9 protein-coding genes are annotated in these 13,633 nt (G+C 73.1%); 1 reads left to right on the forward strand and 8 read right to left on the reverse strand.

Features of this window, described 5'->3' with window-relative positions:
* Positions 1-93: 93 nt before the first annotated feature.
* Entirely contained in the window at positions 94-2,214 is a 2,121-nt protein-coding gene (locus AB0M99_RS13315; protein ID WP_365919657.1) for a DNA topoisomerase IV subunit B, read from the reverse strand.
* Positions 2,215-2,658: 444 nt separating this feature from the next.
* On the opposite strand from AB0M99_RS13315, the gene AB0M99_RS13320 reads away from it, so the two are divergent.
* Complete coding sequence (locus tag AB0M99_RS13320) at positions 2,659-2,895, forward strand: hypothetical protein (protein WP_365919659.1); 237 nt, start codon at positions 2,659-2,661, stop codon at positions 2,893-2,895.
* A 152-nt stretch (positions 2,896-3,047) separates the two neighbouring features.
* Here the strand turns inward: AB0M99_RS13320 and AB0M99_RS13325 are convergent, their stop codons facing one another.
* From AB0M99_RS13325 to AB0M99_RS13355, 7 genes are all read right to left on the reverse strand, one after another.
* Entirely contained in the window at positions 3,048-3,995 is a 948-nt protein-coding gene (locus AB0M99_RS13325; RefSeq protein ID WP_365919661.1) for a serine protease, read from the reverse strand.
* Between the two features lie 110 nt (positions 3,996-4,105).
* The gene (locus AB0M99_RS13330; RefSeq protein WP_365919663.1) at positions 4,106-5,701 is read right to left on the reverse strand and encodes an RNA polymerase sigma factor; all 1,596 of its coding nucleotides are present in this window, start codon (positions 5,699-5,701) and stop codon (positions 4,106-4,108) included.
* Between the two features lie 447 nt (positions 5,702-6,148).
* Complete coding sequence (locus AB0M99_RS13335; RefSeq protein ID WP_365919665.1) at positions 6,149-7,090, reverse strand: FadR/GntR family transcriptional regulator; 942 nt, start codon at positions 7,088-7,090, stop codon at positions 6,149-6,151.
* A gap of 137 nt (positions 7,091-7,227) precedes the next feature.
* Complete coding sequence (locus tag AB0M99_RS13340; protein ID WP_365919667.1) at positions 7,228-8,994, reverse strand: ABC transporter ATP-binding protein; 1,767 nt, start codon at positions 8,992-8,994, stop codon at positions 7,228-7,230.
* Between the two features lie 107 nt (positions 8,995-9,101).
* Complete coding sequence (locus AB0M99_RS13345) at positions 9,102-9,848, reverse strand: NUDIX domain-containing protein (protein ID WP_365919669.1); 747 nt, start codon at positions 9,846-9,848, stop codon at positions 9,102-9,104.
* Between the two features lie 270 nt (positions 9,849-10,118).
* Entirely contained in the window at positions 10,119-12,101 is a 1,983-nt protein-coding gene (locus tag AB0M99_RS13350; protein WP_365919671.1) for a glycogen debranching N-terminal domain-containing protein, read from the reverse strand.
* A 200-nt stretch (positions 12,102-12,301) separates the two neighbouring features.
* Positions 12,302-13,564 carry a DUF4192 domain-containing protein gene (locus AB0M99_RS13355; protein WP_365919673.1) on the reverse strand — a complete coding sequence of 421 codons (1,263 nt, stop codon included), beginning with the start codon at positions 13,562-13,564 and terminating at the stop codon, positions 12,302-12,304.
* Positions 13,565-13,633 lie beyond the last annotated feature (69 nt).

A 13,633-nucleotide genomic window follows, 5' to 3' on the forward strand; every position in this document is an offset into this window, starting at 1 on the left:
GGGCTCAATGGTCGTTTTCCGGACTGGTGTACCGGCGCTCTTCACTCCTTCAGGTGATGGAGCGAAGAGCGCCGGTATGCCGGGGCGTCCGGCTCAGGCGTCGATGCGCGAGCGGTCCAGGGTCGCCGCCGAGCTGGTGATGAACTCCTTGCGCGGGGCCACCTCATTGCCCATGAGCAGGTCGAAGACCGACTCCGCGGAGTCCAGGTCGCCGATGTTGATGCGCCGCAGGGTCCGGAAACGGGGGTCCATGGTGGTCTCCGCCAGCTGGTCCGCGTCCATTTCGCCGAGGCCCTTGTAGCGCTGGATCGAGTCCTTGTACCGGATGTTCTTGCGCTGGTACTCCAGCAGGGTCTGGCGCAGCTCGTTGTCCGAGTACGTGTAGACGTACTTGTCCTGGCCCTTCTTCGGCTGGACCAGCTCGATCCGGTGCAGCGGGGGCACCGCCGCGAAGACCCGGCCCGCCTCGACCATCGGCCGCATGTACCGCTGGAAGAGCGTGAGCAGCAGGCAGCGGATGTGCGCGCCGTCCACATCGGCGTCGACGAGCAGGACGATCTTCCCGTACCGGGCGGCGTCGATGTCGAAGGTCCGGCCCGAGCCGGCTCCTATGACCTGGATGATCGCCCCGCACTCGGCGTTCTTGAGCATGTCCGAGACCGACGACTTCTGGACATTGAGGATCTTGCCGCGGATCGGCAGGAGCGCCTGGAATTCGGAATTGCGCGCCAGCTTGGCGGTACCGAGGGCCGAGTCGCCCTCGACGATGAAGAGCTCGCTGCGCTCCACGTCGTCACTGCGGCAGTCGGCCAGCTTGGCGGGCAGCGAGGAGGACTCCAGCGCGGTCTTGCGGCGCTGCGCCTCCTTGTGCTGACGGGCCGCGATCCGGGTCCGGGCGGCCGCGACGATCTTCTCCATCACGGCGCGGGCCTGCTGCTTGTCGTCCCGCTTGGTGGAGGTCAGGAAGGCCTTGAGCTCCTTGGCGACGACGGCCGCGACGATGCGGGTGGCCGCCGAGGTGCCGAGCACCTCCTTGGTCTGGCCCTCGAACTGGGGCTCGGCGAGGCGGACGGTGACGACCGCCGTCATGCCCTCCATCGCGTCGTCCTTGACCACGTCGTCCTCGGCCACGCGCAGCAGCTTGGCCGAGCGCAGCACCTCGTTCACGGTCTTGGCGACCGAGCGCTCGAAGCCGGAGACGTGGGTGCCTCCCTTGGGGGTGGCGATGATGTTCACGAAGGATTTGACGTTGGTCTCGTACCCCGTGCCCCAGCGCAGGGCGATGTCCACGCCGAGCTCGCGGGTGACCTCGGTGGGGGTCATGTGACCGCGGTCGTCCAGGACCGGGACGGTCTCCTTGAAGGTGCCGGTGCCGGTCAGGCGCAGCACGTCGCAGACGGCCTTGTCCTGGGCGAGGTAGTCGCAGAACTCGCCGATGCCCCCGTCGTAGTGGAAGGTCTCCTCGGTCTTGCCGGCGCCTTCGAGGGCGCGCTCGTCGCGCACGACCAGGGTCAGGCCGGGGACCAGGAAGGCGGTCTGGCGGGCGCGCTGGTAGAGCGTCTCCAGGTTGAGCCGGGCGTCCTTCAGGAAGATCTGCCGGTCGGCCCAGTAGCGGATCCGGGTGCCGGTCTTGCCCTTGGCGATCCGCTTGACCTTGCGCAGGCCGTTGGCGGGGTCGAAGGGGCTCTCGGCGCCCTGCTCGGTGAACATGCCCGGGACGCCGCGGCGGAAGCTGATGGCGTGGACCGAGCTGTTGCGGTCGACCTCGACGTCCAGGCGGGCGGAGAGGGCGTTGACCACGGAGGCGCCGACGCCGTGCAGGCCGCCGGAGGCCGCGTACGAGCCGCCGCCGAACTTTCCGCCGGCGTGCAGCTTGGTCATGACGACCTCGACGCCGGAGAGGCCGGTCTTGGGCTCGACGTCGACGGGGATGCCGCGGCCGTTGTCCCGGACCTCGACGGAGGAGTCCTCGTGGAGGATCACCTCGATGTGGTCGCAGTACCCGCCCAGGGCCTCGTCGACGGAATTGTCGATGATCTCCCAGAGGCAGTGCATGAGGCCACGGCTGTCGGTGGACCCGATATACATGCCGGGGCGCTTGCGGACGGCCTCGAGGCCTTCGAGGACGAGCAGGTGCCGCGCGGTGTAGTTGGAGCCGTCCCGGTCTGCTCCGGTCAGCAGTGCGCTGGAAGGCACGGACGTGTCGGCGGTCACGCAGTTCGCTCCTCGCTGAATTTCTTTTCTGGCCCGGTCGGGCGCAGGGGTGGCTCGGTTGCCGGTCAGAGGGTACCGAGGCCTGGTAGAGCCGATGCAACGCCACCCTCGTGCTTCATCAGCCTAGTGCAGGCCCGCACGGGTGTTCGATCCCCCGTGGGAGTGAAGCAAACATCACGTTCCCTTCCGCGCATGAACCATTTAGGGTTCGGGCACGTCCTCATGAACAACCGGCACTCAGCCGGGGAGGACGGAACTGCTACAAGCGAACGACTGACAACGCGAAACCGTAAAGCAACGCAATACGGCTCCTTCGCCGCCAACCGGCAGCAGCCGGCCAGCTTCGGAAGGAAGTTTCGAGGAAAAGCCGCGAGCGGGAACGTTTTCGGCCTGGTTGGATGTTGACCCTGGTACGACAGCTCGTCGAGCTAGAGAAGAGGCGACGTGACTACTGTTCTGACACCCGCGACCCCGCTGACGGCCGCTGACCGATGCGACCGTTGCGGCGCCCAGGCATATCTGCGCGTCGTCCTGCTGAGCGGCGGTGAACTGCTCTTCTGCGCCCACCACGGGCGTAAGTTCGAGCCGGAACTCAAGAAGATCGCCGCGGAAATACAGGATGAGACCGAGCGGCTCATGTCCGCTCCGACCGCGAATGCGGCCGACACCGAGGACCGCTGACACAAGGCCTACACCTCGCATCCGACGAGCCAGGACCGGCCAGGCCGGTCGACGGGCGGCACCCCTGAGACCCAGGGGCGCCGCCCGTCCTCATGTCCGGAGCGCGACCGGGTACGACCGGACGCGCACGGCGGGCACTGAAGCGGCCCGCCTCACCGCCCGGGCGCCGGGCGGTTTCCTGCGAATGGGGCCTTGACGGGCTTCTGTCCGGGCTGTAGGGCGCCCCCGGGGGCCGCGTGGGCACCGGGGCCACCGCGCCCCTGCGGGGCCGCCTCCGGGCCCGTCACGAAGCCGGCCAGCGGAGCGATCCTCGTGTACACCCCCGGGCTGTCCGCGCGCCCGCACCCCCGCCCCCAGGACACGAGCCCGATGAGCCGCCCCTGGGCCACCAGCGGCCCGCCGCTGTCACCCTGGCAGGCGTCCTTGCCGCCGTCGCGGTCCCCGGCGCACACCATGGACTCCGCCCGGTACTGCCCGTCGGCGTCCCCCGGGTAGGCCCGGCCGCAGACCTCGTCGGCCAGTACGGTCACCCGCGCCGCCCGCAGTGCGTACGCGTAGTCACCGAAGCCGCTCGTGTCCCCCCAGCCGTATACGGCGGCCTCCGTACCCGCCGCGTACGCCGGATGCCCCGCCGCGGCCATGGGCAGCACGAAGTGCGCCGGTACGGGTTCGTCCAGCTCCAGTACGGCCAGGTCCCCCGCATTGCTCACGGCGTCGTAGGCCGGGTTCACCCGGGCCGAGCGCACCGCGATCTCCCGGCCGTCGTCCGCCCTGAGCTCCGTACGGCCGGTGATCACCCGGAAGTCGGAGACGGACTCGACGGGTCCGCCCAGCACCTGCCGCCCCAGGCAGTGGGCCGCGGTCAGCACCTTGGTCGGGGCCACGACGACGCCCCCGCAGAACTGCCCGCCGCGCGTACCCCCGAACCGGTCACGGCTCGCGAGGGCCACGACCCAGGGACTGTCCGCCGCCTTCACCGGCTTCCCGCCGATCACCACGCTGTCCGCTGCCACGTGCGGCGCGCCGGCCAGCGGCGCCGCCGCCGCTCCCGCCACCAGGGTCAGCGTGCCCGCCAGGACATGGGCAAAGGGACGACGCATGGGGCCTCCTGACTCCGAGTGTGCATGACTCCACCCAGAGTGGGATGCCCGGTGGCCGCGCGCACCCGCGCGCGGCCACGGCACGTGACTGCCGGCCCGACCCGGCGCCGTCAGTCCAGGTAGTCGCGCAGCACCTGGGACCGGGACGGGTGGCGCAGCTTCGACATGGTCTTCGACTCGATCTGGCGGATCCGCTCGCGCGTGACGCCGTAGACCTTGCCGATCTCGTCGAGGGTCTTGGGCTGGCCGTCCGTGAGGCCGAAGCGCATCGAGACCACGCCCGCCTCGCGCTCGCTGAGGGTGTCGAGCACCGAGTGCAGCTGCTCCTGCAGGAGCGTGAAGCTCACGGCGTCGGCCGGGACGACCGCCTCGGAGTCCTCGATCAGGTCGCCGAACTCGCTGTCGCCGTCCTCGCCGAGCGGGGTGTGCAGGGAGATCGGCTCGCGTCCGTACTTCTGGACCTCGATGACCTTCTCGGGGGTCATGTCGAGTTCCTTGGCCAGCTCCTCCGGGGTGGGCTCGCGGCCCAGGTCCTGGAGCATCTGGCGCTGGACCCGGGCCAGCTTGTTGATGACCTCGACCATGTGCACCGGGATGCGGATGGTGCGCGCCTGGTCGGCCATGGCGCGGGTGATCGCCTGGCGGATCCACCAGGTGGCGTACGTGGAGAACTTGTAGCCCTTGGTGTAGTCGAACTTCTCGACCGCGCGGATCAGGCCGAGGTTGCCCTCCTGGATCAGGTCCAGGAAGAGCATGCCGCGGCCGGTGTAGCGCTTGGCCAGGGAGACCACGAGGCGGAGGTTGGCCTCCAGCAGGTGGTTCTTGGCGCGGCGGCCGTCCTCGGCGATGATCTCCAGCTCACGCTTGAGCTTGGGCGCGAGCTTGTCGGAGTTGGCCAGCTTGTCCTCGGCGAACAGGCCCGCCTCGATCCGCTTGGCGAGTTCGACCTCCTGCTCGGCGTTGAGGAGGGGGACCTTGCCGATCTGCTTGAGGTAGTCCTTGACGGGGTCGGCGGTGGCGCCGGCCACGACGACCTGCTGGGCGGGGGCGTCGTCCTCGTCGTCGGAGATGACGAAGCCCTTGTTCTCCCCGCCCTCCTCTTCCTCGTCGGCCTCGGCCTTCGCCGCGTCGGGCCCCTCGTCCGTGGTCTCCTCGTCGCCCTCGTCCGCGTCCTTCTTGGCGGCGGTCTTCTTGGCCGCCGTCTTCTTGGCCGCGGCCTTCTTCGCGGGTGCTGCCTTCTTGGCCGCCGTCTTCTTCGCTGCCGTCTTCTTGGCGGCGGGCTCGGTTCCGGGGTCCTGCGCGAGGGCGTCCGCAGTCTCCGGGGCCGTCGTCTCGGCCGCCGGGGCCGTGGTGTCGGCGGTGGCCTCGATGTCGACGGACGGCGCGGCCGCCGTCTTCGCCGCCACGGTCTTGGTGGCCGTCCGCTTGGCGGGGCTCTTCGCTGCGACGCTCTTGCGGGTGGTGCGCTTGGGCGACTCCGCGGCACTGACCATCAGCGTCACACCCTCTTCCTCGAGGATCTGGTTGAGGCTGCGCAGAACATTCTTCCACTGGGTCGCAGGAATCTGGTCAGCCTCGAAGGCCCGACGCACGTCATCGCCGGCGATCTGCCCCTCGGCCTTGCCCCGCTCGATGAGCGCCATCACAGACTCGGATTCGGCGATCTCCGGCGGGAGCGTACGGGATGTGCTGGCCGACACGAACAACCTCTCGGAACGATGGGAACGGGTTCCGACCCCGGGCCTGGTGGTGCTGGACCGGAGCCGACGACCACCGACTGGGGATGGGCCGGGGGCGCGGGCAGGGGCCGGGGAGCTGTACAGCACCCCCAAGGGCTGCTGTCTTCCCTCCGTCGGCCATCACCTCTTAGGTCATCGCGTGACCTCGCGGAGCGTTACGCCCAATCTTCGTGGCCCGAGTCACACCCCGTTCGCGGCCATGCCCGTCATACGGTCACACCAGCGGGTCCGGGGTGGGTCCGGAGGCCGCTGCGGGGTGGCTCCGACACGGGTCCCACGCGGCCGAACAGGCCCGGCCACGAGGGCCGGACGGCGCCGCCGACCAGGGACGACACCCGTCGGACGCCGGTGTCGCCGGACCCGACCGGGCCCGGCGACTGGTGGTGCACCTCCGCGCCCCCGCGCGTGCGCCCGTCAGTGCTCGCGCGGGGCGGGAACCACGCGCTCGACCTCCGGATGAACCGTCAGAAGCTGACGCATGGCGCCCTCGGCGCCCGTCGCGTCGCCGGCGGCGAGGGCCTCGACCATGCGCGCGTGGTGCGCGACGCAGGTCTCGCTGGGGCGGTCGCAGGCGGTGATGGGGCTGCCGGAGACCTGGAGGGCGGAGGAGACGATGCCGGAGAGGTGCTCCAGCATGCGGTTGCCCGCGACCTGGATGAGCAGCGCATGGAATTCGTTGTCGGCGCGGGCGAAGGTGATGGAGTCGCCCTGGCCGAGGGCGTGGCCCATGATCTCGACCATGTCGGCGAGGCGCTGCTGGATGTCCGGGCGGCCGTGGCCTGCGGCCAGGCGGGCGGCCAGCGGCTCGATGGTCCAGCGGAGCTCGTTGAGCTCGCGGCGCTGGTCGTCGCGCTGGGGGCCGAAGGCCCTCCACTCGATGATGTCGGGGTCGAGCAGGTTCCAGTCCGCGACCGGGCGGACCCGGGTGCCGACGTTGGGCCGGGCGCTGACCAGGCCCTTGGCCTCCAGGACCCGGAGCGATTCGCGGACGACCGTGCGGGAGACCTCGAAGCGCTGGCCGATCTCCTCGGGTACCAGGGGGCGGTCCGCACCGAGGTCGCCGGAGACGATCATCTGGCCGAGCTGCTGGACGAGTTGGCCGTGCAGTCCGCGGCCGCGGCTACCGGCGGCGCGGCGGCCGACCCGGCTCAACTCGACGTCGCCTCCCTCCCAGTGGGGCACCGCGACACGGTCGGCCCCGGAGGCCTCCGCGTAGGGGTAGCGGTCGAGTTCGCCCGGGCCGGCGATGCCGGATTCGGCGTGGCGGGCGGCGGTCATCATGGTGTGCGCAAGGGTACTCACGAATCCTTTGTCGGTCGTGCCTCCATGACCCTTGAGGTCTTTGGTGAAAAGCACACGAAAGGGTGATCGGTACCACCTACGCAATTGACGACTTATCGTAAATAACCGGGCCTTTTACGGGGAGTTGCGGTCCGGTTCACCCGACACGAACCCCAACGGCCTCATTACGGACATCTCCGACGGTGGAACGATCACCAACGGACGCGGCTGCGCAGTCCTGTGAACCCATAGGCGCACAACAGGACCATCAGTGACAACACCAGGGCGGTGCCCACGGGTTGGGCCATCACCCGGAGGGCGCCGAGCACCAGCCGGTCGGCCTCCGGCGGCCACTGCGCCCAGGCCACGCCGCGCAGCCGGGCCGCGAGCCCGGTCATCGGGTACGCGGACGGCCCCTCGATCACCTTGCGCACCAACGGTACGACCGCCACCGGTACGGCCAGCACCGCGGCCAGGCCTGCGGCCGCGGAGCGGAACACTCCGGAGGCCAGCACGCCGGACCAGGCGCAGCCGATGAGCAGCCCCGCCCAACTCGCGGCCGGGGACACCCACTCCGCAGGGGAGCGCAGCGGGCCGCTGTCGAAGACGAGCTTCAGGGCGGCGGCGTCGGCGGCCACCGCCAGTGCGCCGAGCAGCAGGGCGAGTGCGGCGGTGACCCCCAGCTTGGCGGTGAGCAGCCCCATCCGGCGCGGGACGGTGCCGCGGTCGGCGGCGAGCGCGGGGTAGCGGTACTCCTCACCGAAGGCGAGCGCGCCGAGCAGTCCGGCACCGAGGGCGGCGGGCGGCAGCGGGAGCAGCTCGGGCCAGGCGGCGAGGAGCCGGTTCTGCGGGGTCTGCCCGGCCCGGGCGAGCACGAGCGCGACGACAACGGAGACCGCGACCACGAAGGCGGCGGTGAGGGCGGGCGTGGCGGTGCCGAAGACGCGGTGCAGTTCGTAGCGGAGCGGCCGGAGCGGGCCTCCGACCCGGCGCACGGCCGACGCGGGCCGCCGGGAGCGGTGGCGGCCGCCGTCGCTGTCGCCCGCGGGGCGGGACGCCTCCCGGGCGTCGCCCTCGGCCCGGGCCCGCGGGAGCGTCGGCGGGGCTCCCGCGTCGCCGGTCTCGTCGGCGAGCTGGTGGACCAGCACGCCGTGCCGGAAGGCCGCCTCGCCGACCTCTGCGCAGTTGCTGCCGTACACCGACAGGCGGCTGCCGCTCTCCTCGACGATCTCCACCGCGCGCTGCGCTGCGCGCGCCTCGCGCCCCAGTACGTCGGCCAGCCGGGCGGCGTGCGGGGTGCGCACGGCCACCCGCGGCCGCAGCCGGGTGCGGGCGAACTCCGCGGCGTCCTGGTCGGCGACGAGCCGGCCCGCCTCGATGCTGACGACCCGGTCGGCGCTGCCCGCGGCCTCCTTCGCGTCGTCGGTGGTGAAGAGCACCGCGCCGCCGAGTGCGGCGTGCCCGCGCAGCAGTGCGTGCAGCCAGCCGCGCTCGCGGGGGGAGAGCCCGGCCGCGGGCTCGTCCAGGAGCAGCGTGCAGGGGTCGGCGAGCAGCGCCGCGGCCAGCCCGACCCTGCGTTCCATTCCGAGCGACAGCGATCCGAGCCGCTGGTCGCACAGGCCCGTCAGGCCGACGACCTCCAGCATGGCGTCGGCCCGCGAGGCCGGCACCCCCGCGGCGGCGCACAGCATCCGCAGCTGATTGCGGACGGTCCGCGCCGGGTTGCCGGGGAGGTCGCCGAGCAGCACACCGACCTCACGGCCGGGATGCGGGACCCGGTGCAGCGGTCGGCCGCGGAAGTAGGTGACGCCACGGCCCGGTTCGAGTTCGAGCATGAGCCGCAGTGCGGTGGTCTTGCCCGCGCCCGGTTCACCGAGCAGGGCGGTCACGCTCCCCGGGCGGGCCTCGAAGGTGAGGTCGTCCACGAGGGGCGGGAGGTCTCGACGGGGTGTGCTGGTGAGTCCGATGGCCTGGAGCATCGCTTCTCTCGCGGGGTGTGAGACCGCTCTGCGGCAGTGTGAGTACCGCAAACAAGATAACGCGATATGTCCGATTTTCCGGGTAGCCGACAGGAGGTGTCGGAGGGTCAGACCTCCGGACGCAGCATCGGCGGGTTGAGCAGGGTCGCACCGCCGGCCCGGAACAGCTGGGCGGGCCGGCCGCCCTGACGGGTCGTCGTCCCCCCGGCCGGCACCAGGAACCCCGGGGTGCCGGTGACCTTGCGGTGGAAGTTGCGGGGGTCGAGCGCGACGCCCCAGACGGCCTCGTAGACCCGTCGCAGCTCCCCGACCGTGAACTCCGGCGGGCAGAAGGCGGTGGCCAGGGAGGAGTACTCGATCTTCGAGCGGGCCCGCTCCACACCGTCGGCGAGGATCCGCTCGTGGTCGAAGGCGAGTCCCGCGGTCGCCGGGTCGGCGGTGGCCAGGAGTTCGTCGACGGGGGCCCAGCGCGCGCTGTTGGCGTCACCGCCGGCCCGGGGCGCGGGCAGGTCGGGCGCCAGAACCAGGTGCGCCACGCTGACCACGCGCATGCGCGGATCCCGCTTCGGGTCGCCGTAGGTCGCGAGCTGTTCGAGATGGGCGCCGTTGCCCGCGCCGGGTTCGGCGGGGTCGTGCGCGCACAGTCCGGTCTCCTCGGAGAGCTCCCGCGCCGCGGCCGCCGCCAGGTCCTCGTCTCCGCGCACGAAGCCTCCGGGCAGCGCCCAGCGGCCCTGGAACGGCTGCTCACCCCGGCGGACGACCAGCGCGCAGAGCGCGTGGCGCCGCACGGTGAGCACGACCAGGTCGACGGTGACGGCGAAGGGCGGAAAGGCCGACGGGTCGTAGGGCGACATGCCGCGATCATAGTCGTCTGCCTGACGATAAACAGAGCTTTGGTGATCCTGAACGCCGCGGTGCACAAGCCGGGGCCCGCCCGGACGGTCAGCGCGCCGAGCCGGCCTCGCGCCGGCCCGGACCAGCGGATGCCCAGCCGGGCCCGGCCGATCGCTCCGGATGCCCGGGCGGGCTCGCCGGCCCCCGCGAGCCCGGCCTGACCGGCCTGACCTGCCCGAGCGGCCTGACCTGCCCGAGCGGCCCGAGCGGCCCGAGCGGCCCGGCAGAACCTAGACACCCAGTTGCAGCGCATCGGCCGCCTCCTCCACCATGCCGAGGCCGAGCCGGCTGATCCGGACCGCGAAGGGCTCCCCCGAGACGCGCAGACCCGACAGTCGCAGTGCGCCCAGCGGAGCCCCCGGCATCGGGGCGAGGGCGACCGTTCCGGCCGGGGCGTCGGGGCGGATTCCGGCGAGGGCGCTCAGCACATGGACGCCCGCGGCTGCGGCGACCGCCGCGGGGCGGCAGGCCGCCGGGTGCGGCAGCGGGGCACTGCCGACGGTGCGCTGTTCGGCCGCGTACATCTCCGGCAGCCGGTACCCGAAGGTCTCCGCCGCGTCGAGCAGGCCGCGCAGCAGCCCGGCGGCCTCCTTCTCGAAGCCCGCCTGGGCCAGGCCGGCCACCGCCACGGCGCTCTCGTACGCCCGTACCGCGCCCGAGCGGTGGCCGAACGGGTTGTGCCCGGGCTCCCGGGCCGCCATGCTCCGCAGCCCCCATCCGCAATCCATGGCGGGGCCCCCGAGCAACCTCGCCAGTTGCTCGGTACGGACCCGGTCCAGCAGCCCCGGAGCGAGTCGGCCGCCGCCCAGCAGCCCGGTGTCCAGCAGGTGCGCGGCCGCCCCCGTCAGCCGGGGCAGCGGACGCCCGTCGGGGTGCAGGGCCGCCGCGGGCCGGCCGCCGTCCAGGCCGTCGACCCAGAACTCGGCCCGGAACCGCTCCCGCAGCGCGGACGCCCACTCCCGCCACTCCTCGGCTCCGGGCCGGCCGCACCCGGCGAGCAGGTCGGCGCCGAGCAGCGCGGCCCGGTGGGCGTGGGCCTGGGTCTCGCAGCGACGCGGCCCCGGATCGGGGTCGGCCAGGAACCCGTCCGCGCCCAGGGCTCCCCGCAGCCAGCCCAGGCACCGCTCGGCGGCCGGCAGCAGCCGGGCCACCTCCGCCTCGGGCATCCCCCAGCGGCGGGCCTCGGCGAGCACCGCGGGGAAGGCGAGGGTCGCCTCGGTCCCGGTGCAGCCCGGTGGCAGCTGCGGGCCGGCCCCGCGCAGCGGCCCGGGGATCTTCCCCGCGTCGGGCCCCTTGCCGCCGCTCTGGGTCCGGGCCAGGGTGCGCAGGGTGGCCGCGGCGAGCCCGGTGCCGAGCGGGAGCGCCATCCGGGCGGCCCACAGCGACTCCGCCGGGGCCAGTCCGAGGCGCCACGGCACGCCGGCCGCCGCGTAGGCGTCGGCGGGGTCCTGAGGATCCCTCAGCAGCAGCGCGCCTAGGTCCTCGACACTGGTCCGGAACCACGCCTCGGCCCTCGGGTCGTCGCCCTCGGCACGGGCGTCGGCCAACGGGTTCGCCACCTGCCCGGCAGGGGCCCGGGCGCTGCGGTCCCGCGTGGTCCGCAGCTCGATGGTGCGGGACTCGCCGGGCCCCAGGTCGAGCTGCCAGCGCAGCAGCCCGGCCGAAGCGAGCGCATCGTCCGGCGGCGGCTCGGCCGCGGTGACGGCCTGCGCCTCTCCGGTGCTCCAGCGCAGCCCGGCGGCGTGCACCCCGGCCGGCAGTTCAGGCCCCGCCCGCCCGGCCGCCACCTCGGCCAGCTCCGCGAGGTCGGTGCCGAGCGAGACCTCCACGGGCAGCCGCAGCGGGCGGGCCGTGAAGCTGCGCAGGGTGATCCGCTCGGTGCCGTCCGCGTGCCGGACCCGCTCCACGCCGACGTCGGGGTCGGGACCGGCCTCCGCTCCGGTCCGCACCGTGGCGGTGAAGGCGGCCCGGTCGGCGCCGAGGCTGCGCCCCTGGACGGCGACCGGGTCCCGGCCGCCGACGCGCAGCACGCAGCGGGAGAGCAGCCGACGGCCGGAGCGGTAGATCCCCTCGATCCCCCGTCCGGTGAGCTGGCCGTGCTCCGGGGAGACGACCAGGCAGGGCGCGGCGAGGCAGATCACCGCGTCGTGCACGGGTGGCAGATCGGGCCTGCGGGAGGGAGGTACGCGGGCGGGGGGTGCGGGGTGAGACATGTGTCGCCTTGTCTGCGCTCCGGTCGGTTCGGCTGGGCGGCGGCGCGGCCGGGCCCTCACCGCCCCCCAGCGCAACGCCCCCACCCCCGCCCGGGTCACGGGCCCCGGCGGCCCCTGCGCCCGCCAGGGTGGGAGTCCGCGGCGCAGTAGCTCGCCCAGCGCACGACGCGGCCGCCGGTCGGGGCTGCGCCGCTGCGGGCTCACTGGTCGCTCCCGGCGGTGCGGCGGGGCTCGCGGCGGGCCGTGCGGGTGCGGCGGCCGGGCGGGCGGGTGCCGGCGCCCGGGCGCTTGCGCCGCGGCTCCCGGCGTCGGCGCTCCTCGCGCAGGCAGTGCCGCAGCCCCTCCGGGTCGATGCCCTCGTTGCAGGCGTGGTGGAGGAGTTGGGCGAACCGGTACTCGGAGTCCGCCCGCAGCGCCAGGGCGAGCGCGATCCGGGCGGTCGGCTCGTCCCCCGTGGACCAGGAGACCCAGCCCGCGAGGGTGAGCGGGGCCGCCGCGTGCTCCCCGTAGGCCCCGACGCAGCGCCGGGCCAGGGCCCGCCACAGGCGCAGGGCGGGCACGGCCTCCTCGCCCTCCATCCACTCGGCGGCGATGTCCCGGATCTCGCGGTCCTGGAGCCCGAGGATCAGCGAGGCGGCTTCGTCGTGGCCGAGCAGTGCGTCGTCCCAGTCGTCGGCGCCGGGTCCGCCCTCGACGGGCGGGGCGAGGGTCATCCGCTGCATCAGGGCCCGGGCCAGCGTGACGGTCTCGGCGCCCACCTCCGCCCGGGTGGCGCCGTCGAGGATCTTCGGCACCAGGGCGGCGGCCGCCCGGTCCAGGGCCTGCTCCATCTCCCCGGCCACCGGCCCGCCGAGCGGTGTCAGGCGCCCTTCGATCTGCCGCAGTGAGCCCCTGACCTGCAGTCCGGCGTAGGTGGCCGCGGCGGCCATGACCGAGGTTCCGGGAGCGGCCAGCGCGCTGCCCTCGGCCGGGCAGCAGCGCTCGTCGGGACAGCAGTAGGACCAGTACCGCCCGCCGGAGAGGCACAGGGCCTCCAGCACGGGCACGTCCAGCGCTCCGCAGGCCAGCCGGATCCGCTGGGCGAGCGGGCGCAGCCGGGTCATGACCCGCTGCCCGCTCTCGTCGCCGTACGGGTCCTGGCAGAGGTAGACGACGATGCCGTCGGGCTTGCCCCCTCGCCGTTCGCTGCCGCGGATCAGGCAGTCGGCGGCCTGCCGGGCGGTGTCCTCCCACTCCGCGGGGGCGGTCGGGATGCCCACGCGGAGCCGGCCGCCGAAGCGTCCGCCCTCGCCGTGCACGGCGACCATCACGAGGGAGTCGGTCGGGTGGAAGCCGAGCATGTAGGGCAGCGCGTCGGCCAGTTCGGCCGGGCTGCGCAGAGTGATCCTGGGGTCGTCGGTGGATCCGGAGGGGCTGACGGCAGGCCGTCCGGACGGGGTGCGTGACTCGTGGTTGTTCGTCATGCCCCGACGGTCCCGCGCAAGATCCGATCCGGAAACCCCTGTGGATAACTCTCAAATCAGTCCAAAATT

This window comes from Streptomyces sp. NPDC051183, from assembly GCF_040682455.1.
Lineage (GTDB): Bacteria > Actinomycetota > Actinomycetes > Streptomycetales > Streptomycetaceae > Streptomyces.